The organism is Phenylobacterium sp., from assembly GCF_965284355.1.
Taxonomy (GTDB): domain Bacteria; phylum Pseudomonadota; class Alphaproteobacteria; order Caulobacterales; family Caulobacteraceae; genus Phenylobacterium.
The window spans coordinates 3676843-3703668 of the sequence record NZ_OZ260078.1; the positions used below are offsets into that span (position 1 = coordinate 3676843).

The following is a 26826-nucleotide window of genomic DNA, read 5'->3' on the forward strand; positions in this document are numbered from 1 at the left end:
GGTGAGGGGGTCACGACACCGCCAGATCGGTCCGGACAATCACCCGGTCGCCCCAATACTCGACCCGTCGTTCGCCGGCGGTATGGATGATGAACCAGTAGACGTCGCCCCAGATCGGCTTCGTCGCATGGGTCAGGCCACTCAGCTCCCAGCCGCCGTCGCGCCGCTCTGAGCGATCCACCCACCAGACCAGCGACCCGCCGCCCAGGCCGGCGACCTCGACCTGCGGCCGTTCACCTGGCCTGAACGACAGTTCGTACCGACCGCGTGGCCCCATGAACCGCATGTCGAACGGCTCCGGCTGTTCCGTCAGTTCCTTGCAGACGACCACGCCCAGCCCCTCCCGCCCCGCTGCCCGACAGGGCAGGGAGGCGTCCTTCGATCCCATGGTTGATTGCGAGCCTGGGGGCTGAGCCGTGTCAAGGATCGCGCCTCCGGCGCGACCGCACCGCGGCGACGCCTGCGGCGTCGTCCTTGAGACGGCTCAGCCCCCAGGCAAACTCCGTCCATGGGATGAAGGGCGCGGTGTGGCCGCTGGGCGGGGGGTGGGTATCGTGTCCCCGCAACTTCCGAGGCCGCAGGCCGAAGAGCGGGTGGTGGAGGGGGCGAGCCCCAGGCTCCGAGCCTGCGACAGCCGCCGCCCACTGGCGCACGCGCAAAGCCTGTCCTAAGGCAAAGCTCAGCTTTCAGTGGAGTTCGCGTTGGCCGTCATCACCTATCACCAGAGCGACAGTCTCTTCTCGCGGCTGGAGCGGGTCTCGGGCTACAACTATCTGGTCGGCGACCCCACGCGGATCACCGCCACCGAGGCCGACTACTTCACCACGCCGGACTTCATCCGTTTCTACGGGACCGACTTCACCTACGACGTAACCCGACATTTCTCTGGCGGCGTGATCAACCGCATCCTCATTGTCGGATTTCGCGGTCTTGAGATCACCGGCCTCAACGTCTCGGCCGCGCGCTTCACCGAGTTGGCCCCCTTCGACGCCCAACTCCGCGCCGAGCTCCTCGCCGGCGATGACACCTTCATCGCCCTGGACGCGCATGACACCATCCGCGGCTACGGCGGCAACGACTCCATCTCCGCGGCGGCGGGCAATGACGATGTCGACGGCGGCGCAGGTTCCGACACTGTCAGCGGCGGCGCAGGCGCCGACCGGATCACCGACAGTGGCGGCGGCGCCAACTACCTCCGCGGCGACGACGGCGACGACTTCATCTCGGGCGGCTTCGATTTCGACGACATCAACGGCAACATGGGCAATGACACCGCCCAGGGCGGCCTGGGCCAGGACTGGGTCGTCGGCGGCAAGGACAATGACAGCCTCTCGGGCGGCGCCGACTATGACCTCGTCTACGGAAACCTCGGCGCCGACACCTGTTACGGCGACGAGGGCAACGACATCATCCGTGGCGGCCAGGACAACGATGTGGTCCGCGGCGGCGACGGCGACGACTACGTCTCGGGCGACCGCGGTGACGACACCATGACCGGCGACGCCGGCGCCGACACTTTCCACAGCTTCGGTGAGGCCGGCGTCGACCGCGTCACCGACTTCAATCAGGCCCAGGGCGATCGCGTCCAGCTCGATCCCGGAACCCAGTACACCCTGGCCCAGGTCGGCGCCGACACGGTGATCAGCATGACGGGCGGCGGCCAGATGATCCTGGTGGGCGTGCAACTCAGCACGGTTACGCCCGGCTGGATCTTCGGGTTCTGAGGTCGCGGCGCCCCACCATGACCCTGCGCGCCATCCCCGCCGGCATGGACCCGGCCGCCGTCGCCCGTATCGACGCCCTGCTGGACGAGATCACCGCCACCCACGGCGTCCACATCCCACTGGCCGTCGAGAGCGGCAGCCGCGCCTGGGGCTTCCCTTCGCCCGACAGCGACTATGACGGCCGCTTCGTCTACGTCCGCCCGCCCGGCGCCCACCTCACGCCCTGGCCGGTCCGCGATGTCATCGAGTTCCCGCCGGAAGCCATCCTCGACGTCAACGGCTGGGACCTCGCCAAGGCCATCCGCCTCCTGCTCAAGGGCAACGCCGTCATCCTGGAGTGGCTCTCCTCGCCCGTGATCTACCGGGCCGACCCCCGCTTCCGCGACGCCTTCACCGACTTCGCCCGCCGCGTCGCCACCCGCGACGCCATCGGCCGCCACTACCTCCACCTGGGCGAGCGCCAGCGGCGCGTCTACTTCGGCGACGGCGAGAGCGTGCCCCAGAAGAAGATCTTCTACGCCCTGCGCCCCGCCGCCGCCCTGCGCTGGCTGCGCCAGCGCCCCGACCAGGCCACGGCCCCGATGCACTTCCCCACCCTCATGGCCGAATGCGACCCGCCCGCCGCCCTCACCGCCGAAGTCGACGCCCTCCTGGCCGCCAAGGCGCAGACCCACGAACTGGGCGCCGCCCCCTTGAGCCCCACCGTCGCCGCCTTCATCGACACCGAGTTCGACCTGGCGCGCCAGGTGTTCGAGACGGGCCGGGCCCAGCCGACCGACGCGGCGCGCGCCGAGGCGGCTGCGTTCTACCGGAGCGTGGTGGAACGGGTGGAGGAGGCGGGCTGAGTTCGTCAGGGCGCCTTGCTCCACAGGAACCGCCATTACTCCACAGGGCTGTGGATAACTTCGACTCGACTCCGCTTCGCGAAGCAAATTATCGAGGTCATGTCACGGGGGGCTCTGCAGCCCTCGGGGGGCTGTGCCGGGGTCCGATCCCGACACAGCTCGCAGTCCCTGAAGGTCGGGGCAGCTTCCGAGCCTTGAGGGGTCGGGTCGGCAACGGCCCGGCCCCTCTTGGCGTGGTGACGTTGAATCACGGTCAGCGCGGACCCGTCAAGCGGGGCGCTTCCCTCCCGCCCCGCTGCCCGCCAGGGCAGGGAAGCGTCCTTCGATCCCATGGTTGATTGCGAGCCTGGGGGCTGAGCCGTGTCAAGGATCGCGCCTCCGGCGCGACCGCACCGCGGCGACGCCTGCGGCGTCGTCCTTGAGACGGCTCAGCCCTCAGGCAGACTCCGTCCATGGATTGAAGGTCGCGGTGTGGCCGCTGGGCGGAGGAATGGTGCTCCTGTCACCTTATTCCCCTTATTTCGTGTCGTTCCGCAGCGTGGCCGCTGGCCAGCCGGAAGGAGTGTTGTGTGTGCGACGCTAGGCCTTGGATCTAAGAATCGCGACGTAGGACTTGTTTGTGTCCTTGTTCTCCCAGGTGGCCTTCAGGTGACCCTCCAGCCGGGGAACGTCCGTCTTGATTGTGCTTGGCCAAAGATTGCTACTGTATTCGAAGACTCGCAGCATATTGTCCACGTCAAATATTCCGCCAGTATCTGTGGTCTTTATGATCGCAACCGGCTTCTCTTGCGCCATGCGAACGCCAAGTTCGAACAGGACGTTCGGGTTGTGATCCGTTAGGTCGGCGATGACCAGATCGGCATCCATGAGCTCGTTGATGATGGTCGATTGGATTACGTCGCTGCCGTCCTTATTGGCCGTCAATACGTCGAAGCCAGACGACTCCGCTGCCGGCTTGATGAGACTTTCAAATACTTCATCGAAGAATCCCTTTGGACGATTAGAGAGTCTTTCGGAGAAGGGCATGATGACGAAGCATCGCTTGCCATCGACGTTCTTCTCGGCCGCAAATTGTCGTAGAGCGGGCATTTCCTCCGAGGCGCGTCGCGACAGTGGCCTGATGTCGGAGTCGTACCCCTTCCAATTGCTGCCAATCTGGCAAAACGTGCAGTTTTCAAGAAATACCGCTCGAAATTCTTCGTGTAGTTCCCGCTCCAGGGAAAACTCGGATATCAGAGTGTTTGATAGAAATTCAATTTCAGGAAGACTATTTCCTTTGTAATATTCAAGAACTTTGCTGAATATGTCGACGTTCAAAAAGGCGCGCCGCCGAGCGACGATTTCCGCTTCTAAACTCGGTGCATAGACGATATCGCGGCCCAACTTCTCCAAGGTGATCGCGGACACGAAGCGCGTCCCACTTGTCAGACCATACAGAAGAGAAGCACGGGTCATCGTGTCCAATGAACTGGACTTTTCACCCATGCCCATTGCCTTGGCCACCTGCGAGGGTGCCCACGGATTTCCCGCATTCTTCTCCTTGATGGCGAGCGCAATCGCTAGCGTCTTCTCCAAGGAGTAAATCGGATATGGGCGAGTAATAGCAGCCTTTCGCGCCTTCTTGGCTGTTGGTGTAGAGCTTTCCTTCTGGCGAGAGTCCTCGCTCGAAGGCTCTAGAGTGCTCGGCACACTGGTATCCTTGGCCATTTTCACCTCGTGCGGCCGAAAGTACTTGGTTCGTTCCTTTCTGTCGAATCCATCATGCTGCCCTCTGAGGTTCCCCTTCCGTTCTTGCCGTCGCTGACCTAGGCTCCCACGGTGACTCTCCCCACCGCCCAGCTCCAACTCGCCCCCGCCCTCGTCGTCCTCCCCGGGCCACGCTGCGCCCTCGCGCCCCCTGACGGCCCCGCCCGCCCCATCCGCCCCCCCGACGCCCGCGACCTCCTCCTCTCCGCCCCCGTCCTCGTCGCCCACGCCTCCCTCACCGCGCGGCGCCTTGGCCTCAACGCCCCGCCGCGCACGCCCCGCATCTTCGACGTGCTGGAGCTGTTCGCCTTCGCGCGGCCCGCCCGGTTCGCCGCCCCCAGCGCCGTGGGCCTGGCCCAGGCGCTGAACCTGCCCATCCCCCGGACGCCCGAGGACCAGGCCGCGACGCTGCCGCTGGCCGCCCGCACGCTGCTTGCCGAACTCGCCGCCGCGCCCACCCCCTCCCGGGAAGAGGCCCTCGCCGTCGCCGAGACGCTGGCGCGGGGCGGGTGGCCCTGGGGCTCGGCGGTGATCGGCGCCCTGCGCTCGGCGCCGGCCGGCAACCAGTTCCGCTCCTCGGGCCTCGACATCTGGCAGCGCCTCACCGAGTGGGAGGCCGAGGCGCCGCCCGGCGAGCCCGGCTCGAAGCCCGTGGCGGCCGGCGATGCGGCGGACCGGCTGCGCGCGCTGCTGGCGACCGCCGGCCACACCGAGGTGCGCGAGGCCCAGGCCGACTATGCCGCGCAGAGCGCCTTCGTCTTCCAGCCCCGCGACCGCGAGGGCGAGCCCAACATGATGCTGGCCGAGGCGGGCACCGGCGTCGGCAAGACGCTGGGCTATCTGGCGCCCGCTTCGCTGTGGTCGGAGGCCAACGGCCCGGCCGTGTGGGTCTCGACCTACACGCGGGCGCTGCAGCGCCAGATCGAGCGCGAGAGCCGCGCCATCTGGCCCGACGAGGCGGTGCGCGCCAGGAAGGCCGTCGTGCGCAAGGGGCGCGAGAACTACCTGTGCCTGCTGAACTTCCAGGACCAGGCGAACGCGGCCCAGCTGGGCGGCGCCGATCTCGTGGGGCTGGCGCTGACCGCCCGCTGGGCGCGGGCCAGCCGCGACGGCGACATGACCGGCGGCGACTTTCCGGCCTGGCTGCCGACGCTGTTCGCGGTGGGGGCGACGGGGGCGGCGTCGGCGGCCAACCTGGTGGACCGCCGCGGCGAGTGCGTGCACGCCGGCTGCGCCCACTACCGGTCGTGCTTCGTGGAGAAGGCGATCCGGGGCTCGCGTCGCGCCGACATCGTCATCGCCAACCACGCCCTGGTGATGAGCCAGGCGGCGTTCGACGGGGCGCGGGCGGCGCGCGGGTCCAAGGGCGATACTGAGACCACGCAACTCCGCCGGATCGTGTTCGACGAGGGTCACCACCTGTTCGACGCGGCCGACTCGGCGTTCTCCGCCGCGCTGTCGGGGCAGGAGGCGGCCGAGATGCGCCGCTGGATCCGCGGGCCCGAAGGTCGTGGAAGGCGCGGGCGAGGGCTGGAAGCGCGGCTGTCCGACATGCTGGGCGACCGGGAGGAGGCGCGCCGCGCGCTGGACGAGGCGATCCGCGGGGCCTCGGCGCTGCCCGGTGAGGGGTGGAGCGGCCGCATCGCCCCGCCCAACGGCGAGGTGGGTCCGGTGGGGCCGATCGAGGCCTTCCTGGTGGCGGTGATTGAGCAGCTGCGCGCGCGGGCTGCGCCCTCGGACGTGGGCATGGAATGCGCCGCGCGCCCGGCGCTGGACCTGGTGCGCGAGACCGCCCGCGAGGCCGCCGCCGCCCTGGCCCGCGTCGAGGCGCCCCTGCTGGCCCTGGTCCGCGCGCTGGAGGACGTGCTGGATGTCGACGCCGAGATCCTCTCCGGCTCCGAACGTGCACGCATAGAGGGCGCCTTGCGAGGACTCGACCGTAGGGCGAGGATGCAGCTCCCGGCCTGGCGCTCGATGCTGGCCGCCATCGACGAGGACGCCGAGGACGACCCGGACTTCGTCGACTGGTTCGACGCCAACTTCATGTTCGGCCGGGTGGTCGACGCCGCCTGCCGCCGCCACTGGGTCGATCCCACCGAGCCGCTGACCAACGCCGTCCTGGCGCCGGCGCACGGCGTGCTGGTCACTTCGGCCACCCTGGCCGACCCCACGCTGGACGACCCCTTCGCCCTGGCCGAGATGCGCACCGGCGCGGCCCGTCTGCCCGAGCGGCCCAAGACGCTGAAGCTGGCCTCGCCCTTCGACTACGCCGCCCACGCCCGCTGCCTGGTGGTCACCGACGTCAGCCGCGACGACCCGCGCCAGATCGGGGCGGCGATGCGCGAGCTGTTCCTGGCGGCGGGCGGCGGCGGCCTGGGCCTGTTCACCGCCATCCGCCGGCTGAAGGCGGTGCACGAACGGATCGCCGCGCCGCTCGCCGACAAGGGGCTGGCGCTCTACGCCCAGCACGTCGACCCGCTGGAGGTGGGCGCGCTGGTGGACATCTTCCGCGCCGAGGAGGACGCCTGCCTCCTGGGCACCGACGCCATCCGCGACGGCGTGGACGTGCCGGGCCGCAGCTTGCGCCTGCTGGTCTTCGACCGCATCCCGTGGCCCCGGCCCGACATCCTGCACAAGGCCCGCCGCGCCCGGTTCGGAAACAAGAGCTACGACGACGCCGTCGCCCGCGCCCGGATCGCCCAGGCCTTCGGCCGCCTGATCCGCCGGGCCGACGACAAGGGCTGCTTCGTCATGCTGGACGCCAGCTCGCCCACGCGCCTGTTCTCGGGGCTGCCCGAGGGGGTCGAGCTGCAGCGCGTGACCCTGGTCGAGGCGATCGAACAGGTGGGCGATTTCCTGCGCGCGCCGCCGGATCCGCAGACGCCTTAGTTCACGTATTGTTCCGTTCCCGTCTGGCGTGCTAAAGCCAAGCTACGCCATTGGGGGAAGCGCATGCGCCTGGTTCACGCCCTGGTTCTGATCGCCGCCTTGCTGGCGCGACCCGCGCTCGCCGCGCCCCAGGATGCGGTGATGAACAGGGAAGGCTACTGGGGCATAGACGTCGACAGCGGCGCCTGCGCGGCCAGCATGACCCTGCAGGGCGGATCGGTCTTTCTGCTGCGGGCCCTCGACGGGGAGGTCACCTTCGGCCTGCTGGGCGTGAGATCCCCGGTCCGCAAGGGCAAGGCCGGCCGCATCGAGACCGACGCGGGCGGCTTCGACTTCGCGCCCAGCTACGGCGAAGATGCGATGACGCTGTTCTACGCCGAGACGCTCGACGCCAAGGCTCTGGACGTCCTGCGGCCGGCGCGACAGCTGCGGGTCCTGATCGACGGCGCGCCAGTCGCGGCGATGACCCTGGAAGGCACGGGTTTCGAAGGCGCGCTCGACGGCGTCGTGGCCTGCTCGAAGGGCCAAGCCGGCTGGTGGGGCAAGGGCGTCGTGGCAGACGCATCGGATGGGCCCGTTCTCGTCTACCAGCGTGAAGGCGACGCCTGGGGCATCGTCACGGGCGAGACGACCTGCCTCGCCTCGGCGGCCGCGCCCGACGATCGCCAACTTCAGTTGCTGTCGGTGGGGGGCCGCATCGGCATCGCGGTCGGCACGACGACTGGGAAGCTGCCCAAGGGCCGCAAGGCGCGGGTCGTGACCGACAGCTACAGCTTCGAATTCACGCCCGAGTACAGCGACGGAGCGACCTACCTGAACTCGGCCGACCTTCTGGATAGCGCCGACGCCTTCGCGCTACGCCGCGCGAAGGCGCTCCGCATCGTCGTCGACGGCCGGACGGTGCTGGACGTGGCCTTCGATGATGACAGCTTCCTGCAGATCATCGACGCCGTAACCGCCTGCTCACGTGGAGAGAAGGGCTGGTGGGGCGAGGGGGCGAAGCCGCCGCGCTAGACCAGCGCGCTCTCAAGCGTCTGCAGGATGGTCGCCCAGCCCTGCGCCGAGCGCTCGGCCCATTCGCCGGGCGTGTCGCGCTGGGTGAGGCGGACGTCGCAGCCGCTGGCGGTCGGGGTGATCTCGACCTCGACGATGGTGACGCCCGGGTCGAAGGCCGGGACCGCGAAGGTGAAGACCAGCCGGCGGGGGTGATCGATCACCAGGTACTCGCCCACGTGCTCGACGTCGCCCATCTCGGGCCGTCGGTCGATGAAGAGGAAGCGGCCCCCGACCCGGGCGTCGATCTCTGTCTTGATCATCTCGCCGCTCGGCGTCGCGAACAGGAACCGCCGCGCCACCGCCGGATCCAGCCACGCATCGAACACCCGATGGGGCGGATGGGGGTAGCTGTGGGTCACAGTCAGGTCAGTCATCGTTCAGCGCCGTTTCCAGTTGTCCCAGGCGCCAACTCCACAGCCTGCGTTGCTCGTCGATCCAGGCGCTGGCTTCGTCCAGCGGCGCTGGGGCCAGCGCCAGGAAGTGCTCGCGCCCCTCCACCCGGCGCCGGACCAGCCTGGCCCGCTCCAGCATGCGGATGTGCTTGCTGACCGAGTTGAGCGAGATCGCGAATGGCCGGGCGACGTCCGTCACCCGCGCCTCGCCCTGGGCCAGCCGGGCCAGGATCGCCCGCCGCGTCGGATCGGCTAGCGCACTCAGCGTCTCGTCCAACATATTCACCTCTAGGGGTGAGCATGTTGCGACAAAGAAGGCCGGTCAACCCGGCCCTCTTCGGATTCGCAGCCTGGCCTAGCCGCCGCGGGCCCGCATGGCGGCCATCGCGGCCTCAAGCTCGGCGGCGGTGACCTTGCCGTCCTTGTTGGCGTCGACCGCGTCGAAGCGCTCGGCGGGGCGGCCCGCGGCGGTCCACTCGGCCTTGTCGACGGCGCCGTCGCCGTTCTTGTCCCAGTTCTTGATGATGTCGGCCGGGGCCGGCATCTGCGCCGAGGCGGCGCCCGCCGCGGCCAGGGCGACGGCGGCGACCGCCGCGAACATGATCTTGCGCATCTCGAATCCTCCCACGATCAGGCCGCGAGTGAGCCGGTCGGATGTTGCTTCGATATTGCCCGATTGTGGCGGTTCAGTGCTTCCCGCGGTCGCGCCCGAAATTCGGCTCGGCGCTTTCCTGGCCCATGGCCACGATCCCGCGGCGGATCTCGCGGGTGCGGCTGAACAGCTCGAAGAGCTTGTCGCCCTCGCCCCAGCGAATGGCGCGGGAGAGGGCCTGCAAGTCCTCGGTGAACCTGCCCAATACCTCGAGCACGGCGTCCTTGTTGGTGAGGAACACGTCGCGCCACATCGTGGGATCGGACGCGGCGATGCGGGTGAAGTCGCGGAAGCCGCCGGCCGAGTACTTCATCACCTCGGCCTCGGCCACGCCCTCGAGGTCGGCGGCGGTCCCGACGATGTTGTAGGCGATCAGGTGGGGCAGGTGGCTGGTGATGGCGAGCACCAGGTCGTGGTGCCGCGCGTCCATCTCTTCGACGCGCGCGCCGATCGCGGTCCACAGCAGCGCCAGCCGGGCGACGGCCTCGCGGTAGGGCGCATCGTCCCGCGTGAGGGGAGTCAGGATGGTCCAGCGGTTCTGGAAGAGTTCGGCGAAGCCCGCGTCGGGGCCCGACTGCTCGGTGCCGGCGATCGGGTGACCGGGCACCACGAAGACGCTGTCGGGGCAGGCGGCGGCGAGGGCGTCTGCGACGTGGCCCTTCACCGAGCCGACATCGGTCACGGTGGCGCCCGGCATCAGGCCCGGGGCGGCCGCGCGGGCCGCAGCCTCCATCGACATCACCGGCACGGCGAAGACCACCAGGTCGGCGTCGCGCACGGCGTCGGCGGCGTCGGCGGTGACCCGATCAGCGAGACCCAGCGCCTCAATGCGTTCGCGAGCTGCGGCGGACGTCTCGGCGATCACGATCTCGCCCGCGGCGCCGGCCTCCCGGACGGCCCGGACCAACGACGACCCGATCAGGCCGCAGCCGATCACGGCCATCCGCGCATAGACCGGCGTCCGCATCTGTCAGTCCTTCACAAACTCGGCGAGCGCCTCGACGACGGCGCGGTTGTGCTCGTCGAGCCCGATGGTGACGCGCAGGTGGTCGGGCAGTCCGTAGTTGAGCACCCGGCGGGTGAGCAGGCCTCGGCGGCTCAGGAACTCGTCAGCGTCCGCAGCCGTCTTGCCCGGCGTCTTGGGAAAGCCCACCAGCACGAAGTTGGTCGCCGAGGGGCCCACGACCTCGAGGCCCAGGCCGCCGATCTGCTGGGCCAGATAAGCGCGCCAGCGCTCGACATGCTCGATGGAGCGCTTCTGAAAGTCCTCGTCGGCCAGCGCCGCGACGGCGGCGTGCTGCCCGGCGATCGAGGTGTTGAACGGCAGGCGGATGCGGTCGACCGCGACCGCGATCTCGGCCGGCGCATAGCCCCAACCCACCCGCAGGGCGGCAAGACCGTGCAGCTTTGAGAAGGTGTGGGTGACGACCACGTTGTCCGTGCCCCGGGCGAAGTCGAGGCCGTCCTGGAACGCCGGATCGGTGGCGAACTCGGAATAGGCGCCGTCCAGCACCAGCACGACGCTGGGGGGCAAGGCCGCGTGCAGGCGCAGCACTTCGGAAAACGGGATCCAGGTGCCGGTCGGATTGCCCGGGTTGGCGAGGAAGATGAGGCGGGTGCGCTCGTCGACCACCTTCAGGATCTCGTCGATGTCGATGCGGTAGCCCGGCTCTTTGGCCAGCTTGACCTCGGCCTGACAGGCCCTGGCGCCGATCGCGAAGGCGGCGAAGCCGAACTCGCCCTGCACGATGTTGTCGCCCGGCTCCAGGAAGGTCTGGTTCAGCAGCGCGAACACCTCGTCCGAGCCGCAGCCAAAGATGAGCCGCTCGGGCTCCAGCCGGAATCGCTCGGCAATGGCCGTCCGCAGGATCGTGGTGCGGCTGTCGGGGTACATCTGCAGATCGCCGGCGTGGGCCAGGTAGGCGGCCCGCGCGTGCTCGCTCGAGCCCAGGATGTTCTCGTTGGCCGACAGCTTGATTGGGTTCTCGACGCCTTCGGCCTGGGCCTTACCAGGCACATAGGCGTGGATGTCCATGATCCCGGACTTCGGAAGCGGGCGGGAGGCGGCCGCCCGGTTCGCGGGCGTGCGGTCGGTGGTGTCGCGGCTGTCGGGCATGGTCAGATCGTTACAATTGAAACCAATTGCCTCTTTACACGTCGAGCGGCGCCGGCGCAGCCCCGATTATGCCCGACAGGCGGCCGGGCGCGCGCGCGAGGCGCTGATCGTTGCGCTGATAGAAGCCCGCCAGCATGAACAGCTTCAGTCCGTTGGCTTCGACCACCAGATCGGCCGCCACGCCGTCGCGGCTGAGGGCGTCTTCCACGGCGCTGGCCGGTCCCGCCGCGTCCGTCACCCAGAAGGTGCGGTCATCGCCCGTGGGCTCGACGTCCACCGCAGCCACCGCGAGAGCCGACATCGGTCCCCAGGCGGCCAGGCAGGGCAGGGTGGCGAATACCTTGACCTCGGGCTCAGCCAGCAGACGGCCCCACCACGCGTTGTCCGGTGTGATGGCGCAGACCGCCACGCCGCCCAACGTCCTGGCCTGGGCGATGGCGTCCTCGGGTTTTGCGAGTTGGCGCAGCGGCGGCGCCGCGCCAAAGCGATGCCGGGCCAGCTCGACCGCGCGGGCCGGGTCCTTGCCGCCCCAGACGTTGATGTGGAACGGCCCCTGGACCGACAGGCTGTCGCCGATCAGCTCACGCCAGATGCGCACGATCAGCGACGGACTGGCGGCGGTGCGCTCGCAGGCGATCAGCCGGCGCAGGATCTGGGTTTCACGGGCCGGGCGCAGTGCGAACTTGTCGCCGGCGCCGGCCGCGCGCTTTGCCTGGGCGACGATCCGGGCCAGCGACGCGCGCTCGTCGACAAGGCGCAGAAGCTCAGTGTCCAGCGCATCGATGCGCTGGCGCACGGCCTCCAGGGACGGCGTCGGCTCCGTCTTCGCCTCGGACATAAATCTCCCCCGAAACAGGAGCCTGCGACCTAGGGGATTGCGGCCAGGGGCGCAATAGGCCCCGAACCCGCAAGAAAGTTGCAGTTGTAACGGGCCTTAGGCCGCGGCCGCGGCCGAGCCGGGATCCAGGGCTTGCTGCAGCGCCTGGAGCAGGTGCTCGGGCTTCATGGGCTTCTCGACCACGCCGTTCATGCCGGCGGCGAGGTAGCCTTCGGCGTCGTCGGGATCGGCGTTGGCGGTCAGCGCGATGATCGGAACGGCGCCCAGGCGGCCGGGCAGGGCGCGGATAGCGCGGGTCGCGGCCACGCCGTCCATCCGCGGCATGCGGATGTCCATGAGGATCAGGTCGAAGCGGCCGGTCTGGGCGGCCTCCACGGCCTCTTCGCCGTCCTCGGCCGACTCGCTGGTGCAGTCGAACATCTCGACCAGCGACTGGGCGACCATGCGGTTGGTGGCGTTGTCATCGACCACGAGGATATGGGCGGCGCGGCCCGTGTCTTCGCTGGGCGCCACGGCTTCTTCCAGCACGGGCGACAGGAGGATCTCGAAGGAAACGGTCTCGGAGGCGCCGGCGTTGGCCTCCTTGCGCAACTGGCCGTTCATGCCGGACAGGACGTTGCGGGCCAGCATGGCCCCCAGCGCCACCTCCAGGCCCAGGCGCTCGGCGATGCTGCGGACGCGGGTGTCGATATCCTGGCTGTCCCAGCCGGTGTCGCGCGGACCCCGGACGCGACCCTCCAGGCGCACGCCGTCGGGCCCGGTCTCGACCGACAGACCCACCTCGATCGCGCCGCGGCTCTGGGCGGCGACCGCCTCGCCGATGAAGCCGTCGAACACCTGCAGCAGACGTTTGCGATCCGTGATGGCGGCGACGTCCGGCTCGCCGTCGAACGACACCAGCAGGGTGACGCCGCTCGCCGCCGCGCGGGGCTGCCAGCGCTCCTGGACCTCGTCCATGATTTCGCGAAGCACAACCGGTCCGAGATCCAGCACGAGGCCTTGCCTGACCACGGCCTTGAGATCGCGTCCCGCGTCGACCATGCGCCGCACGCCCTCGGCCGCAGACATGACGCTGGCGACGCAGGCCTCACCGTCGGCGGTGAGGCGCTGGCGGGCGAGCTGCTCGGTAAGCGCCAGCACGCCATCCATCTGCTGACGGATTTCGGCTGCAACGCGATCAGCAAGGAACTCGGGCAGGGACATGACGCCGGTACTCATGAAACCTCAGGTACCCATTCTGGGGGCTAGCACTTGAGCAGAGGTTAAGTCCGGCGAGTTTTCCGTCGGCGTCGAAAATGCGCGTCCGGAAAGAAAGACGGCGGCGGACCGGGGTCCGCCGCCGCAGTGGTGGCTCTTAGGGAGGAAAGCGCCACTAAAAACAATGTTAGAAGCGGTACTGCAGCTCCACGCCGTAGGTGCGGGGCTGGATCAGGCCGCGTGTGATCGCCGTGCGGGTCTGCGCGATATTCGGCGCCGAGCCCGAGCCGGGGACGTCAAAGATGGCCGTCGGCGTCGTCGAACCGTTCGACGTGAAGCCCTTCTGGTCGAAGGCGTTCTTCACGTAGCCGATGATCGTGAAGCGGTCGTCGGCGTCGTTCCACAGGGCGCGGAAGTCGGTGACGTCATAGCCCTTCACCTTGTTCGCAGCGCTCTTGAACGGCTGGTAGTAGGTCTCGTCGGTCCAGGTGAACGTCGCCGACAGGATCAGCGAGCCCGGATCGAACTCGAAGGTGTAGTTCGCGTTGCCGGCGAACTTGTGCTTCGGCGACTGATAGATGCGCGAGCCTTCCAGGGTCTGGAACACCAGCCGGGTGCCGTTCGAGACTACGAAGCCGCCCGAGGGAGTCGCGTTCGGGTCGAGCGCGCCCGGGTCCGCCGGATCGTAGAAGCAGCAGCCCTTGGTGATCTCGGTGTGCAGGTAGCCGTAGCTGGCAGACAGATCGAGGTTGTCGATCGGCTTCCAGATGGCCTCCAGCTCGAGGCCGTAGGCCTCGGCTTCGACGTTGACGAAGTTGTTCGCCGCCGCCGTGCCGGCCGCGTTCAGCTGCGACAGGTTCAGCTGCAGGTCCTTGTAGTCGTTGTAGAAGGCCGCGCCGTTGATCTGGAAGCGGCCGCCGATGGTCTTCTTCAGGCCCAGCTCGAAGGCGTCGACCTGTTCCTCGTCGGCCTGCGGATCGGGCGCCAGCGTGCCCAGCAGGAAGCCGCCCGACTTATAGCCGCGGCTGTACTTGGCGTAGACCAGGGTGTCGGTGTCCGGGGTCCAGTCCAGGTTCAGCACGCCGGTCACGGCGTCCCAGCTGTCCTTCAGCGCGCGGAAGTTCTGCACGCCGGGGGTCGCCGGATCCATGTCGCTGGACACGTCGAAGGCGAAGGCGCCGCCCGCGATGGCCGGCGACTGGATGATCAGCCGCTGGAACTCGGTGCCGCTCTTCTTGTCCTTCGTGTAGCGAAGGCCCGCCGTCAGGGCGAGTTGGTCGTTGAACGCGTAGGTCGCCTGGCCGAACACGGCGTAGGCCTTGGACTCCAGCGTCGCCTGGTTGTCGGCGTAGTTGCGCAGCGGGTTCGGCGCGGCCGGCGTGCCGGCGAGCGTCAGCGGGTTGGCCAGGGCGGCCTGGTTCGGGTTCCCCAGCTGGATGCGCTGACGGTACTCTTCTTCGTACTGGTAGACACCGAGGATCCAGCGCAGCGGGCCGTCGCCGTTCGAGGTCAGGTTGATCTCGTTCGAGTAGTAGCGCTTGTGCTCGTTGAAGTCCGTCGTCTGGGTCGGGAAGTAGAGCTGGCCAGCGAGAATGCCCGGGATGCCCGCGGTGCGGCTGGTGCCGTCGTTATCGCCACCGGTCTGATAATTGTACTGCTGGAAGCCGCCGATGTACTTAAGGTCGGCGAAGCCGAGGTCGTAGGTCACCGTCGTGGTCAGCACGTGGTTGCCACGCAGCTGCCCGTAGCCGTCGGTGTTGGTGTTCTGCACGTACGGGTCGGTGACGCCCGGGTTCGGCGTGGCGTAGCCGAACTGTGGGTTGACCTGCAGCGAGCCGATCAGGCCGAACACGCGGGTGGTGTCATAGGGCGTGGTCAGGTTGGCGAGGCGGTCGCCGACGCCCAGGGTGTCGTCCCAGCTCGAGCGGTTGTAGCGGACGAAGATGTCCAGCTTCTCGGTCGGCTCGGTTTCGACCTGGAATTCGAAGTAGGTGCGCTTGATCTTCGCGCCCTCGTTCGCGCCGCCGATGTTCTTGATGAAGCCGTCGCGCTGGTGGTCCTGGCTGGCGCCGACCTTGAAGCGCAGGTTGTCGGCGACGGGCAGCGAGACCACGCCCTCCAGCTTGGTGCGGTCGTAGTTGCCGTAGCCGGCGCGGATTTCGCCGCCGAACTGCTTGGACGGGCGCTTGGACACCTGGTTGATGGCGCCGCCGATGGCGTTGCGGCCGTACAGCGTGCCCTGCGGGCCGCGCAGGATCTCGGTGCGTTCGATGAACAGCGCGGTCTTGAACAGCTCGGACGACGAGGCCGAGTAGAAGCCGTCCGAGTACGACGCCACGCCGGGGTCGTTGCCGATGTAGAAGGTGTTGCGGCCGGCGCCGCGCAGCGACACGCGGTCGGTGCCCGAGTAGTTCATGCCGGGGGTGAAGTTCACGAAGTCCTGGATGCCGGTGATGCCCGCGACATCGCGGCGCTCCGAGGTGAAGGCCGACACGGCGACCGGCACGTCCTGCAGCGACTGCTCGCGCTTTTCGGCGGTGACCACCAGCTCTTCGATTTCGAAGGTTTCGTCGGCCGCGGCCTGGGCCATGGCCGGCTGGGCGGCGGCGGTGAGGGCGGCGGCGGAGACGCCGGCGATCAGGAACGCCCGCACGGGCGCGGTTCTGCGAGACATGAAAATCCTCCCGAGAGCGCGTGCGGCATCGCCGCCGGCCTCGTCATTTGCCTAGTTTTCGGAGCGGACGCGGGGAGGCGCCCGGGGCGCGGACCCTCAAGCTGGGTCGCGGCCGGCGTCAACTCACCAGTGATAAGTTACGCGCGTTTGCCTGCGCCTTTTTTCAGAGTGTGGCGAAAAGACCGCATTTTCGAAACCTAGGAGCAAAATCGAACAACGGTCACCGATCCCTTGTACGGTAAGGGCTGACGTAACGCCGAAATCCCACAGAATGCGTACCGAGCTCTCAAAGCGCACGATCGTGCGCTGGGTGTCGGCTACTTTGGAGTCGCAGGAACAGCAGCTTTGGCGGCCAAGCCCATGGGTTCGAACAGCGCCTGCGCCCGCTTGAGCCGGGCCGTCATGTCGGCCACGACGTCGGGATGCGCAGACGCCAGGTTGTAGGCCTCCGACGGGTCGGCCGAGATGTCGAACAGCAGGTCCCCTCGCGAGCCCAGCGGCACGTTGAACCCGCGGTAGTAGGCACGGGCCACATACTTCCAGCGCTGGGTGCGGATCGCGGCGACCTGTTCGTTGTTGAACAGCACCAGATGCTCGTGCGGCGAGGGCGCGCGGCGGCGCGTGAGCACCGCGGTGAGGTCGCGGCCATCCAGTTCGACCCCTGTCGGGAGCGGTTTGCCCGCAGCGGCCAGCAGCGTCGGCAACAGATCGATGTTCATACCGATGGCGTCGCTGGCCAGGCCGGCGGGGATGACTCCCGGCCAGCGCGCGAGGAGCGGTACGCGATAGCCCCCGTCCCATCCCTGGCCGCCCTTGCGGTCTCGTAAGGGGCCCGCGGAGCCCTCGAACCAGGGGCCGTTGTCGGACGTGAAGACCACCAGCGTATCGCGATCGAGGCCCAGCTTCCGCAGATGGGCGAACAGGCGGCCGACGCCCGCGTCAACCTCCTCGACCACGTCGCCGTAGGCCGCGGCGGGAGAACGGCCCGCATGGTCGGGGTGTGGGTCCAGGGGAATATGCGGCGCCGTCAGGGCAAGCATCAGGAAGAGCGGCCGCGCCTTCTGCTCGTCGACGAAGGCCATGCCCCGGTCGAAGAACCGCTGCGTCAGCCGCGCCGGGTCGACGTCCTCCCGGGTGAGCTCGACGCCCGGCCCGGCGGTGAACAGCCCCAGAGGCTTCATGTCGTGGCTGTACGGCAGGCCGAAGAAGAGATCGAAGCCGTGCTTCGTAGGCGGCCAGTGGGGCTCGACATGCCCCAGGTGCCACTTGCCGATTAGGGCGGTGGCGTACTCCGGGCGCAACGCCTCGGCGATCGTGACCTCGCCCGCCGGGAGGCCTCGGCTGTCGTTGGGCTGGATCACCTCGTGCGCCAGGCCCGTGCGGATCGGATAGCGGCCGGTCAGCAGCCCGGCGCGCGACGGCGTGCAGATGTTGGCGCAGGCGTAGAAGTCGGTGAGCCGCGCACCCTCCCGGGCCATTCGGTCGAGGTGCGGCGTGCGGATCAGTCGCCCGTCGTACGAGCCCAGGTCGCCATAGCCCAGATCGTCGGCCAGAACGACGACGATGTTCGGCGCCCGGCGCGGGGGGCTGAACCCGGCAAGGCCTCCGGCCGCAAGCGCCGCCGCGCCCGCCAGGAGTTGACGGCGATGGGGTCGGGATGGCCCGGGCATGATCTTCTCCGCTTGTCGAAGCGCGCATCGGAACAGGCCTAACGGCCGCCGACGCTGGCAGGAATGAACTGCGCCTGGCCGCGGCGTCGAGGGGCGTTGCGTCCGGCGGCGGCGGTCGTCGCGCACGAAAAAGGGCCGGCGGATTGCTCCGCCGGCCCTAGAAGCTTCCCTGGGAAGGGATGCGCCGGTGCTACCAGCGCTTGGTGACCGAGACGCCGTAGGTGCGCGGCTCGGTGTAGAAGACGTTCCGGAACAGACCGGAGCTGTCGTCCGTCAGGTAGAAGTCGGTGATCGCCTTCTCGTTGGTGGCGTTCTTCATGAAGGCGGCCACTTCCACACCCATGTCGTCGTTCACGACCGTGAAGGTCAGATTGACGTTGTCCCAGGCCTTGATGCGGTCCGGCTGGGTGTTCCAGATTCGGGCATAGGTCTGGGTCTGGTGATAGTAGTCGCCGCGCAGCGTCGCTTCCCAGTCGCCGACCATCCAGCTGTACTGGGCGCCCAGCGAGATGGTCCAATGCGGCGCATTGGGCAGTTGCTTGCCGTCCAGGTCGACCGGAACGCCGTCGCTGACCAGACCGCCGAAGGCGTTGGTGCCGGTGGCGATCGCGCCGGTGCCCAGGATGTTGGTCCCGGCGCCGACCTGCTGACCGGCCGCGTTCGGCACGGTGGTGCAGACCCCGAGCAGCGCGAACGGGTTGCCCGCCGCGTTCGAGATGGCGAGGGCCTGGGCCGCGGACGCGGTGGACACGACGCAGTTGGACGCGGCGCTCGACTTCACCAGCGTCAGCAGCGGGTTGCCGCCGGTGCGGTTGAAGGTGTCGATCGACACGGCGTCCTGGATCTCGGTGTCGAGATAGCCGATGGCGGCGTTCAGGCGCAGGCCTTCGACCGGCTGCCAGATCGACTCGAACTCGAGGCCCATGACCTTGGCGTCGATGTTCTCGTTGGTCGAAGCCCGGTTCACGATCTTCGAGATCTGGTAGCCCTTGTAATCATAGTAGAACCCGGTGAGGTTCAGCTGCATCGTGCCGTTGAGCAGCGTGTTCTTCATCCCGATTTCGTACGAGTTGATGAACTCGGGATCGAAGGTCGGCGGCCCGCAGATCACGCCCGCGCCGCCGCTGCACGGCGAGTTCAGGCCGCCCGACTTATAGCCGCGCGAGTAGAAGGCATAGATCAGGGTCTCGTCGGTGAAGCCCAGGTCGGGCTTCCAGTCGAAGCCGAAGCGGCCGGTCGGCTCCTTGAACTTGACGTTCAGGATCGCCGGCGTGCCCGGCAGCGGGCCGCTGATGCCCGAGCCCGGCGTGCCGAGGTTCACTGCGTGGTTCTCGACGTCCTTCTCATCGACCGTGTAGCGCAGGCCCAGGGTCCATTTGAAGTTGTCGGTCATCTGATAATAGAACTCGCCGAACGCCGCATAGGACGTCAGGTCGTAAGGACCGTACGAGTCATAGTAGTTGTGGCCCGAGCGGTCCGGATCCTTGTTGGGATCGATCGCAACGCAGTTGGCGCCGGTCGTGCAGTTGGGATTGCCCGTGTTGAACAGGTTATTGAGCTGGTAGAAGCCCGTGCCTGTGTTGAACATCACGTAGTAATCGCCGGTCGCCTGATAGCGCGAGAAGATGGCGCCGACGTTGTAGTTGAACGGCCCGTCGAAATCCGACTGGAAGCGGATCTCATGGCTCCACTGTTCGGTGTAGCCCGAGGAGATGTCGCTCGTCGTAAAGCGGTTGGCCCGGCCGTTCTGCGGATCGTTGATCACCCCGCCGGGGAAGAGGCCCGCGTAGATGCCGGCAAAACCTGGAACCGCAGCGAAGGCGTTCACCGGGTTCGGCGTGGTGTTGAAGTTCACGCTGGGCGTGTAGCGGTTGTAGTCCTGGCGGGTCGTCAGCTTGTAGATGGTGTAGGCCGTCAGCCAGTTGAGTGTGACGTTCTCGGTCACGTCGAACTGGGCGTTGAACTCATAGATGTCGGTCTTCGACTTGTAGATCGGGTCGAAGTTGGACTCGATATCGCGGATGTTCGGCGTCTGGACCTTGCCGGCGTAGGCGTCGCCGGTCTGGAAGCCGCCGAGGGCCCCGAACAGGCCGCCCAGGGTGGCCTGGCTGTTCACGGTGCCCAGCACGCCCGGGGTGTAGAGACCGGTCGCCTGGCAGCCCTGGCTGAACAGGCCGCGCTGGACCTGGCCGATCAGGCCGCCGGCTGCGGTCGAGAAGCCGACGCCGCCGACCGAGTTCGGGCCGGTGTCCTTGGTGCAGAACTGCTTGCCGATCCGCGAGCGGTTGTCGTCTTCCTCGAAGTGATCCCACATCGCCCAGGCGCGGAACTTGTCGGTGGGTTCGAACTTCAGGGTTGCGCGGGCGCCGTACAGGTCGCGGTCGTCGGCGTCGTTGCCGGTGACCAGGTTCTCACCGAAGCCGTCGCGCTTCAGGTACGAACCGGCCACACGCAGGGCGAACTGCTCGCCGAGGGGGATGTTGACCATCCCGCGCGCCTTCATGGTGTTGTAGTTGCCGTACTCGGCGCGGATGTTGCCCTCGAACTGGTCGGTGGGCTTGGCGGTGATCAGGTTGACCACGCCGCCGGTGGCGTTCCGGCCGTACAGGGTGCCCTGCGGACCGCGCAGCACTTCGACGCGCTCGACGTCGTAGAATTCGGTCTCGAACAGGTTGTTGGCGATCAGCGGGGCGTTGTTCAGGTGGATGCCGGTGCCGGCGTCGCCCGAGCCCGCCACCAGCTTCGAGCCGATGCCGCGGATCTGGAAGTTGTAGCCGGTGAAGTTCCCCTTGGAGAAGTTCACGTTCGGCACGGCCAGCACCAGGTTGGGGCCACCGTCGATCTTGGACTTTTCGAGCGCGTTCTGGTCGAAGGCCGACACGGCGATCGGCACATCCTGAAGGGCTTCTTCCTTCTTCTGCGCCGTGACGACCAACTCTTCGATGACGTTGGTGGGCGCCGTCTGCGCCATGGCGGGCGCTGCGAACGCCATAAGAGCCGCGGCGGAAACGCCCACGGCAAGCATGCTCCGAAGAGTTCGGGTATCCGACATTCTGTTCCTCCCAGGGCGTCCGGGCTCTTTTGTGGCCCTTGGTCGCCGTCACGCCGCTAAAGCGCTCGCTGCGAGGAGGCGGCGCGGCCCCCCATCAGCGTGACGGAAGCTCGACCTCTCACGCTCGCATGTCAACGCAATCCGAAGCGGCGTAAGGGATTGCTGCCTCTACTGTGGCGCCCGCGACAACGAAGTTACCCCAGCGTCGCCCTGCAAAACTTCCCTCGCGCGCGGCCCTGGCCCATATGGGGCCGATGACCGATCAGGCCCTTGTCCTCTTCTCCGGCGGCCAGGATTCCACCGCGTGCCTCGCCTGGGCGCTCGAGCGCTACGAGCGCGTCGAGACCGTGGGCTTCGACTATGGCCAGCGCCACAGCGTGGAGCTGCAGGCCCGTCAGGCCGTCCGCGCCAGGATCGCGCGCGAGTTTCCCCCGTGGGCCGCCAGGCTGGGCGAGGACCATATGCTGGACATCCGCAGCTTCGGCGCCCTGGGCGAGACCGCGATGACCACCGAGCGGGCCATCGAGGTCACCGAGAAGGGACTGCCGTCGACCTACGTCCCGGGCCGCAATCTCGTGTTCTTGACCTACGCCGCCGCTTTCGCCGACCGCCGAGGGCTGAACGTGCTGGTGGGCGGCATGTGCGAGACCGACTTCTCGGGCTATCCCGACTGCCGCCGCGAAACCCTCGACGCGATGGAAAGGGCGCTGAACCTGGGCATGCAGCAGGCCTTTCGAATCGAGACGCCGCTGATGTGGCTGACGAAGGCTGAGACCTGGGCGCTGGCCAACGGGCTGGGCGGCGCGCCCCTGGTGGAGATCACCGTCGAGGAGAGCCACACCTGCTACCTGGGCGAACGCGGGACGCTGCACGCCTGGGGCCATGGCTGCGGGACCTGTCCGGCCTGCGAATTGCGCAGGACGGGCTTCGAGGCCTGGGAGGCGGGCGGACGCCCCGCGCTGCGCGCGTGAGTTACGCGGTCAAGGAGATCTTCCTGACGCTGCAGGGCGAAGGCGGTCAGGCCGGGCGACCGGCGGTGTTCTGCCGTTTCGCCGGCTGCAACCTGTGGAGCGGGCTGGAGCGTGATCGTGCGAAGGCGGTCTGCACCTTCTGTGACACCGACTTTGTGGGCATGGACGGCCCCGGCGGCGGTCGCTTCGCCGACGCCGATGCTCTGGCCGCCGCGGTCGAGGCGGCGTGGACGGGCGGCGCGGCCGACCGGCTCACGGTGCTGACCGGCGGCGAGCCGCTGCTGCAGGTGGATCCGGCCTTGATCGAGGCCCTGCACGCCCGCGGCTTTTCGATCGCGCTCGAGACCAACGGCACCCTGCCGGTCCTGGCGGGCGTCGACTGGATCTGCGTCAGCCCCAAGGCCGACGCCGAAGTGGTGCAGACCCACGGCCAGGAGCTGAAGCTGGTCTTCCCTCAGGCCAAGGCGCGTCCGGAACGCTTCGAGCACCTCGACTTCGAACGTTTCCTGCTGCAGCCGATGGACGGGCCGGACCGCGACGCAAACACGCGCGCGGCCATCGCCTATTGCCTTGAACACCCTCGCTGGCGTTTAAGCGTCCAAACCCACAAATACCTCGGCATAGCCTGAGGCGCTTTCGCCCCGGCGGCCCAACTCTTTGCGATGACCCAACCCATTTTCGAGATCACCAAGGCTGCGACGTTCGATGCGGCCCACTTCTTCGCCGATGGGCCTGACCACAGGCCCTACACGAACCTTCACGGCCATTCGTTCAAGGTGGAAGCCACCGTTCGGGGCCAGACCCAGGAGCCCGTCGGCTGGGTCGCCGACCTCGCCGACCTGGAGAGCGCGCTGAAAGGCGTGGCGAGCGAGCTGGACCACGGCCTGCTGAACGAGAAGCCCGGTCTGGAACGCCCCACCCTGGAGCACCTCTGCCTCTATTTCGCCGAGCGGCTGCGGGTGAAGTTCCCCGGCCTGTCGCGGATCGTGGTCTCGCGTCCGACCATCAGCGAGAGCTGCGCGCTGAGCCTCTGACCCGCGCGCCGGCCGCTCAGCGGCCCGGCGTGAACGCGGCCCCGCCGGTCTGGGCGCGGTGGCGCAGGAAGGCGTCGGCCAGCACACAGGCGACCATAGCTTCCACGACCGGCACGGCGCGGATGCCCACGCAGGGGTCGTGGCGGCCCTTGGTGCGCAGCTCGATCTCCTCGCCCGCCTCGTTGATGCTGCGCCGGAGCGACAGGATCGACGACGTCGGCTTGAACGCCACGCGCGCGGTCAAGGCCTGGCCGGTGGAGATGCCGCCCAGCACGCCGCCGGCCTTGTTGGACAGGAACAGCGGGGCGCCGTCGTTGCCCATGCGCATCTCGTCGGCGTTCTCCTCGCCCGACAGCGCGGCCGAGGCGAAGCCGGCGCCGATCTCCACCCCCTTGGCGGCGTTGATCGACATCAGGGCGGCGGCCAGCTCGGCGTCCAGCTTCCCATAGAGCGGCGCGCCCCAACCGGCCGGGACGCCGGTGGCCTCGACCGCCACGACGGCGCCGGTGGACGAGCCTGCCTTGCGGACCTTTTCCAGATGCTCGGTCCAGACCGGGACGATGTCCGGATCCGGGGCCCAGAATTCGTTGTCGCCGGTGACGCCGAAGTCGATGCGCTCGGGGTCGACCGCGTATGGGCCGATCTGGACGACGGCGCCGCGGATGGTGACGCCCTCGATGATCCTGCGCGCGACGCCGCCGGCCGCGACGCGCGCCGCCGTCTCACGGGCCGACTGCCGGCCGCCGCCGCGATAGTCGCGCACGCCGTACTTGGCGAAGTAGGGATAGTCGGCGTGGCCCGGGCGGAACGCCTGGGCGATCTCGGAGTAGTCGCGGCTGCGCTGGTCGACGTTGTCGATGATCATCGAGATCGGCGTGCCGGTCGTGCGCTGGCCATCCGACCGCTCGTCCTGGAACACGCCCGACAGGATGCGCACCGCGTCCGGCTCCTGGCGCTGCGTGACGAACTTGCCCTGGCCCGGGCGGCGGCGGTCCAGCCACGGCTGGATGTCGGCCTCGGTAAGCGCGATGCCGGGCGGACACCCGTCGACCACGCAGCCGAGCGCGGGCCCGTGGCTCTCGCCCCAGGTGGTCACGCGGAAAAGATGGCCAAAGGTGTTGTGCGACATGGCGGAGGCTTACTAGCCGCTTCGGGCGGCTTCACCAAACGGGCCGGTCAGATGCGAACGTCGACCAGATTCGCCATGGGGCGGACGTAGGCGCGGGCCTGGTTTTGCGCTGCGAGCGAACGCAGGGCTTCTCCGACGATCATGGCGCTCTCGGCCCGGATGCGATCGATCGAGCTCGCCTTGAACAGGCTGACCGGATCGGCGTCCGACGGAGCCGCGCCCTCGCTGGTCTCGACCGACGCCGGCTTGCCCGACAGCGCCAGCAGCTCGGCCGTGCTGCGCCACGTGCGCGGCGTCACGGCGTCCGGCGCGTAGGCCAGTCCGCGAGCGATTGCACCAGTATGGGTCAAGCCTGAGCTCATGCGTCGGTTCGTCGCAATGACGGCGCCAGACACGAAAACGGCGGCGGTTCTGAGACCCGCCGCCGTTGAAAATGCTAAGGAAATGTCCGCCTAGGCAGGCTGCTTGGCCTGCTGTTGGTTGTTACCCGGAATGGGGCCGCGGTTCAGGTCGAAGAATTTCGGGGCCATCTTTGGCACGGCTTCGTCGAGGATCGACTGCACCGTCCAGCCCTCTTCCTTCGTCACGGTCTCAATGGGCCGGGGCTGGGAGTAGAGGATGATGTTCTCGCCCGACGAGCCGAAGATCTGGCCCGAGACGTGGGCGGCCGCGGGGGTCACCATGGCGACGGAGAAGCGAGCCGGCTGGTCGGCGCGGATCTTCTCGGCCATCACGGCGCGGCGCGCGGCGGCGGCCTCGTCCTTGATCGGCACCGACTGGGTCATGCGGGTCCAGGCCACCGGCGCCAGGCAGTTCGAGCGCACGTTGTTGCGCGCGCCTTCCATGGCGATGATCCGCGAGAGGCCGGCGATGCCCATCTTGGCCGCGCCATAGTTGGCCTGGCCGATGTTGCCGAACAGGCCCGACGTCGAGGTGAAGAACATGTAGGCGCCGTCGTTCTGTTCGCGGAACAGCTCGATGGTGGCGCGGGCGACGTTGAAGCTGCCGCGCATGTGCACGTTGATCACCGCGTCCCACTCAGCCTCGGTCATCTTGTGGAACATCACGTCGCGCAGGATGCCGGCCGGATTGATCACCGCGTGCAGGCCGCCGAATTCCTTCTTGGCCAGCTCGACCATGCCGTAGACGGCGTCGAGGTCGGTCACGCTGTCGGAGTTGGAGACCGCCTGGCCGCCCGCGGCGCGAATCTCGGCCGCGACCGCCTCGGCCGGACCCGCCGAGCCCTCGTCCTCGCCCTTCAGACCGCCGCCCAGGTCGTTGACGACCACCTTGGCGCCTTCCTGCGCCGCGATGAGCGCGCAATCGCGCCCGATGCCGTTGCCGCCGCCCGTGACGAGGACAACCTTGCCTTCCAATGCGCCCATGACCGCAATCTCCCTAATTTAATGGGAAGACGCTTATTCGAGGCGGTCGGCCCTTCGCAAGTCGGGAAACAGCTTGGCCCAGAGAGCGGTGACCATGACGGCGCCCACGCCGCCGAAGACGGCCGCGCCCACGGGCCCCAGCAGCCGGGCCACGACCCCGCTCTCGAACTCGCCCAACTCGTTCGAGGCGCCGATGAACACCGACGACACCGAGGCCACCCGCCCGCGCATGTGGTCGGGGGTGACCAGCTGGACCAGGGTCTGGCGCACAAAGACCGAGAGCATGTCGGCGCCGCCCAGGACCGCCAGGGCCGCCACCGACAGCCACAGCGACTTCGACAGGCCGAAGACGATGGTCGCCATCCCGAAGACGGCGACGCCGGCGAACATGTAGAGGCCGGCCTTGCGCCGGATCGGGTTGGCCGCCAGCCACAGGGCCACCAGGGTCGCGCCGATCGCCGGGCCGGCGCGCAGGATGCCGAAGCCCTCGGGCCCGACGTGCAGCACGTCGCGGGCGAAGACCGGGAGCAGGGCGGTCGCTCCGCCCAGCAGGACGGCGAACAGGTCCAGCGAGATGGCGCCGAACACGATCTTCTGGCGCCAGACGTAGGACAGCCCCTCCTTCATCAGCTGCCAGCGCGACCCGGGGTTGGTCTCGGGCTTGGCGTTGGCGCGGATCCCCATCACCAGCACCGCCGACAGGCCGTAGAGGGCGAAGGTGGTGAAGTAGGCCGTCTCGGCCGAGCGGGCGACCAGGAAGCCGGCCGCGGCGGGGCCGGCGATCGAGGCCGTCTGCCAGGCCAGGGAGTTCCAGGCGATGGCGCGGGGCAGCAGCTTGCGCGGCACCAGCATGGGCCCCAGCGCGGTGTTGGCGGGGGCGAAGAACGCGCGGCTGGCGCCGAACAGGGCGGCGATCACCAGCAGCAGGGCGGGCGAGGCGTAGCCGTTGACGGTGGCGATCGCGAGCGCCAGCACGCTGACGATCTCGCCCGACAGGCACAGCAGCAGCACCTTCTTGCGGTCGTAGCGGTCCGCGGCCTCACCGGCCGGCAGCGTGAGCAGGAAGACGGGCACGAACGCGGCCAGGCCGATCATGCCGACCAGGAACGCGCTCTCTTCAACCGACCGGGTCTGGCGGGCGATAGCGTACATCTGCCAGCCCATGGCGACGCTCTGGATCTGGCTGGCGAAGCTGCCGGTCCAGCGCGTGCCCCAGAACATCAGATAGTCGCGCTCCTTCAGCAGGGCGCGGGCGGATGGGACGGCGTCGTCGTCAGGGGGCGTGTCGGACATGCGAGGGTCGCAACTTGGCCGTCGCCGCGCGTCGGGGCAATGGCCACGAGCGCACAACGGGCGGGGAAGTTGTCGTTCAGTATTATAAGGTCACCACTATCTCGTCGCGAACTTGAGTAAGCTTCATGCGTGTAATGATTTGAGTCCGTCATATATTCGTCTG

23 protein-coding genes are annotated in these 26826 nt (G+C 68.2%); 7 read left to right on the top strand and 16 right to left on the bottom strand.

Annotated elements, in window-relative coordinates; all coding sequences use genetic code 11:
* Positions 1 to 10 precede the first annotated feature (10 nt).
* Positions 11 to 331: a hypothetical protein gene (locus tag ACQ66R_RS18185; RefSeq protein WP_430424179.1), complete on the bottom strand. Its 321-nt coding sequence runs from the start codon at positions 329 to 331 to the stop codon at positions 11 to 13.
* A gap of 370 nt (positions 332 to 701) precedes the next feature.
* Between ACQ66R_RS18185 and ACQ66R_RS18190 the strand changes: the two genes are divergently transcribed.
* The gene (locus tag ACQ66R_RS18190) at positions 702 to 1724 is read left to right on the top strand and encodes a calcium-binding protein (protein WP_430424181.1); all 1023 of its coding nucleotides are present in this window, start codon (positions 702 to 704) and stop codon (positions 1722 to 1724) included.
* A gap of 17 nt (positions 1725 to 1741) precedes the next feature.
* Complete coding sequence (locus ACQ66R_RS18195; protein WP_430424182.1) at positions 1742 to 2569, top strand: nucleotidyltransferase domain-containing protein; 828 nt, start codon at positions 1742 to 1744, stop codon at positions 2567 to 2569.
* Between the two features lie 579 nt (positions 2570 to 3148).
* Here ACQ66R_RS18195 and ACQ66R_RS18200 read toward each other — a convergent pair.
* Complete coding sequence (locus tag ACQ66R_RS18200; RefSeq protein WP_430424184.1) at positions 3149 to 4276, bottom strand: hypothetical protein; 1128 nt, start codon at positions 4274 to 4276, stop codon at positions 3149 to 3151.
* 111 nt (positions 4277 to 4387) lie between these two features.
* Between ACQ66R_RS18200 and ACQ66R_RS18205 the strand changes: the two genes are divergently transcribed.
* Positions 4388 to 7204, top strand: a complete 2817-nt coding sequence (locus ACQ66R_RS18205) for an ATP-dependent DNA helicase (RefSeq protein ID WP_430424186.1) — start codon at positions 4388 to 4390, stop codon at positions 7202 to 7204.
* Positions 7205 to 7267: 63 nt separating this feature from the next.
* Positions 7268 to 8218 carry a hypothetical protein gene (locus tag ACQ66R_RS18210; protein ID WP_430424188.1) on the top strand — a complete coding sequence of 317 codons (951 nt, stop codon included), beginning with the start codon at positions 7268 to 7270 and terminating at the stop codon, positions 8216 to 8218.
* Here ACQ66R_RS18210 and ACQ66R_RS18215 read toward each other — a convergent pair.
* From ACQ66R_RS18215 to ACQ66R_RS18260, 10 genes are all read right to left on the bottom strand, one after another.
* Positions 8215 to 8634 (bottom strand): SRPBCC family protein, encoded by a 420-nt coding sequence (locus ACQ66R_RS18215; protein WP_430424190.1) that lies wholly within the window; start codon positions 8632 to 8634, stop codon positions 8215 to 8217. The genes ACQ66R_RS18210 and ACQ66R_RS18215 overlap by 4 nt on opposite strands.
* Positions 8627 to 8932, bottom strand: coding sequence for an ArsR/SmtB family transcription factor (locus ACQ66R_RS18220; protein WP_430424192.1), 306 nt, complete (start codon positions 8930 to 8932; stop codon positions 8627 to 8629). The genes ACQ66R_RS18215 and ACQ66R_RS18220 overlap by 8 nt, the downstream gene beginning before the upstream one ends.
* Positions 8933 to 9007: 75 nt before the next feature.
* Positions 9008 to 9265, bottom strand: a complete 258-nt coding sequence (locus ACQ66R_RS18225) for an EF-hand domain-containing protein (protein WP_430424194.1) — start codon at positions 9263 to 9265, stop codon at positions 9008 to 9010.
* Between the two features lie 73 nt (positions 9266 to 9338).
* The gene (locus ACQ66R_RS18230; protein WP_430424196.1) at positions 9339 to 10271 is read right to left on the bottom strand and encodes a prephenate/arogenate dehydrogenase family protein; all 933 of its coding nucleotides are present in this window, start codon (positions 10269 to 10271) and stop codon (positions 9339 to 9341) included.
* A 3-nt stretch (positions 10272 to 10274) separates the two neighbouring features.
* On the bottom strand, positions 10275 to 11420 hold the full coding sequence (locus tag ACQ66R_RS18235; protein WP_430424198.1) for a pyridoxal phosphate-dependent aminotransferase: 1146 nt from the start codon (positions 11418 to 11420) through the stop codon (positions 10275 to 10277).
* Between the two features lie 34 nt (positions 11421 to 11454).
* The gene (locus tag ACQ66R_RS18240; protein WP_430424200.1) at positions 11455 to 12258 is read right to left on the bottom strand and encodes a chorismate mutase; all 804 of its coding nucleotides are present in this window, start codon (positions 12256 to 12258) and stop codon (positions 11455 to 11457) included.
* Positions 12259 to 12354: 96 nt separating this feature from the next.
* A complete protein-coding gene (locus ACQ66R_RS18245; protein ID WP_430424201.1) occupies positions 12355 to 13476 on the bottom strand; it encodes a response regulator in 1122 nt (373 codons plus the stop codon).
* 166 nt (positions 13477 to 13642) lie between these two features.
* Positions 13643 to 16129 carry a TonB-dependent receptor gene (locus ACQ66R_RS18250; protein WP_430424203.1) on the bottom strand — a complete coding sequence of 829 codons (2487 nt, stop codon included), beginning with the start codon at positions 16127 to 16129 and terminating at the stop codon, positions 13643 to 13645.
* Between the two features lie 317 nt (positions 16130 to 16446).
* Positions 16447 to 17799 (bottom strand): sulfatase family protein, encoded by a 1353-nt coding sequence (locus ACQ66R_RS18255; protein ID WP_430424205.1) that lies wholly within the window; start codon positions 17797 to 17799, stop codon positions 16447 to 16449.
* 190 nt (positions 17800 to 17989) lie between these two features.
* The gene (locus tag ACQ66R_RS18260) at positions 17990 to 20824 is read right to left on the bottom strand and encodes a TonB-dependent receptor (protein ID WP_430426345.1); all 2835 of its coding nucleotides are present in this window, start codon (positions 20822 to 20824) and stop codon (positions 17990 to 17992) included.
* 272 nt (positions 20825 to 21096) lie between these two features.
* Here ACQ66R_RS18260 and queC point away from each other — a divergent pair, with 272 nt between their 5' ends.
* Genes queC through ACQ66R_RS18275 form a run of 3 tightly spaced genes read left to right on the top strand, consistent with a single transcriptional unit; the run spans position 21097 to position 22856 of the window.
* On the top strand, positions 21097 to 21822 hold the full coding sequence (queC, locus tag ACQ66R_RS18265) for a 7-cyano-7-deazaguanine synthase QueC (protein WP_430424207.1): 726 nt from the start codon (positions 21097 to 21099) through the stop codon (positions 21820 to 21822).
* Complete coding sequence (gene queE / locus ACQ66R_RS18270; protein ID WP_430424209.1) at positions 21819 to 22451, top strand: 7-carboxy-7-deazaguanine synthase; 633 nt, start codon at positions 21819 to 21821, stop codon at positions 22449 to 22451. Before queC ends, queE begins: the two co-directional genes overlap by 4 nt.
* 33 nt (positions 22452 to 22484) lie before the next feature.
* Complete coding sequence (locus tag ACQ66R_RS18275) at positions 22485 to 22856, top strand: 6-pyruvoyl trahydropterin synthase family protein (protein ID WP_430424211.1); 372 nt, start codon at positions 22485 to 22487, stop codon at positions 22854 to 22856.
* A gap of 16 nt (positions 22857 to 22872) precedes the next feature.
* Here ACQ66R_RS18275 and aroC read toward each other — a convergent pair whose 3' ends face one another.
* The 4 genes from aroC to ACQ66R_RS18295 form a co-directional block, all read right to left on the bottom strand.
* Positions 22873 to 23985 (bottom strand): chorismate synthase, encoded by a 1113-nt coding sequence (gene aroC / locus ACQ66R_RS18280; protein ID WP_430424213.1) that lies wholly within the window; start codon positions 23983 to 23985, stop codon positions 22873 to 22875.
* 47 nt (positions 23986 to 24032) lie between these two features.
* Positions 24033 to 24347 (bottom strand): hypothetical protein, encoded by a 315-nt coding sequence (locus ACQ66R_RS18285; protein ID WP_430424215.1) that lies wholly within the window; start codon positions 24345 to 24347, stop codon positions 24033 to 24035.
* A gap of 90 nt (positions 24348 to 24437) precedes the next feature.
* The gene (locus ACQ66R_RS18290) at positions 24438 to 25370 is read right to left on the bottom strand and encodes an SDR family NAD(P)-dependent oxidoreductase (RefSeq protein ID WP_430424216.1); all 933 of its coding nucleotides are present in this window, start codon (positions 25368 to 25370) and stop codon (positions 24438 to 24440) included.
* A gap of 33 nt (positions 25371 to 25403) precedes the next feature.
* Positions 25404 to 26663: an MFS transporter gene (locus ACQ66R_RS18295; RefSeq protein WP_430424218.1), complete on the bottom strand. Its 1260-nt coding sequence runs from the start codon at positions 26661 to 26663 to the stop codon at positions 25404 to 25406.
* Positions 26664 to 26826 lie beyond the last annotated feature (163 nt).

Coding starts and splice junctions, on each gene's coding strand:
- ACQ66R_RS18285 (WP_430424215.1), bottom strand. CDS start 24,347: ATGAGCTCAGGCTTGACCCATACTGGTGCAATCGCTCGCGGACTGGCC.
- aroC (WP_430424213.1), bottom strand. CDS start 23,985: ATGTCGCACAACACCTTTGGCCATCTTTTCCGCGTGACCACCTGGGGC.
- ACQ66R_RS18255 (WP_430424205.1), bottom strand. CDS start 17,799: ATGCCCGGGCCATCCCGACCCCATCGCCGTCAACTCCTGGCGGGCGCG.
- ACQ66R_RS18225 (WP_430424194.1), bottom strand. CDS start 9,265: ATGCGCAAGATCATGTTCGCGGCGGTCGCCGCCGTCGCCCTGGCCGCG.
- ACQ66R_RS18290 (WP_430424216.1), bottom strand. CDS start 25,370: ATGGGCGCATTGGAAGGCAAGGTTGTCCTCGTCACGGGCGGCGGCAAC.
- ACQ66R_RS18260 (WP_430426345.1), bottom strand. CDS start 20,824: ATGCTTGCCGTGGGCGTTTCCGCCGCGGCTCTTATGGCGTTCGCAGCG.
- ACQ66R_RS18245 (WP_430424201.1), bottom strand. CDS start 13,476: ATGAGTACCGGCGTCATGTCCCTGCCCGAGTTCCTTGCTGATCGCGTT.
- ACQ66R_RS18210 (WP_430424188.1), top strand. CDS start 7,268: ATGCGCCTGGTTCACGCCCTGGTTCTGATCGCCGCCTTGCTGGCGCGA.
- ACQ66R_RS18295 (WP_430424218.1), bottom strand. CDS start 26,663: ATGTCCGACACGCCCCCTGACGACGACGCCGTCCCATCCGCCCGCGCC.
- ACQ66R_RS18250 (WP_430424203.1), bottom strand. CDS start 16,129: ATGTCTCGCAGAACCGCGCCCGTGCGGGCGTTCCTGATCGCCGGCGTC.
- ACQ66R_RS18195 (WP_430424182.1), top strand. CDS start 1,742: ATGACCCTGCGCGCCATCCCCGCCGGCATGGACCCGGCCGCCGTCGCC.
- queC (WP_430424207.1), top strand. CDS start 21,097: ATGGGGCCGATGACCGATCAGGCCCTTGTCCTCTTCTCCGGCGGCCAG.
- ACQ66R_RS18200 (WP_430424184.1), bottom strand. CDS start 4,276: ATGGCCAAGGATACCAGTGTGCCGAGCACTCTAGAGCCTTCGAGCGAG.
- ACQ66R_RS18240 (WP_430424200.1), bottom strand. CDS start 12,258: ATGTCCGAGGCGAAGACGGAGCCGACGCCGTCCCTGGAGGCCGTGCGC.
- ACQ66R_RS18220 (WP_430424192.1), bottom strand. CDS start 8,932: ATGTTGGACGAGACGCTGAGTGCGCTAGCCGATCCGACGCGGCGGGCG.
- ACQ66R_RS18230 (WP_430424196.1), bottom strand. CDS start 10,271: ATGCGGACGCCGGTCTATGCGCGGATGGCCGTGATCGGCTGCGGCCTG.
- ACQ66R_RS18215 (WP_430424190.1), bottom strand. CDS start 8,634: ATGACTGACCTGACTGTGACCCACAGCTACCCCCATCCGCCCCATCGG.
- ACQ66R_RS18275 (WP_430424211.1), top strand. CDS start 22,485: ATGACCCAACCCATTTTCGAGATCACCAAGGCTGCGACGTTCGATGCG.
- ACQ66R_RS18235 (WP_430424198.1), bottom strand. CDS start 11,420: ATGCCCGACAGCCGCGACACCACCGACCGCACGCCCGCGAACCGGGCG.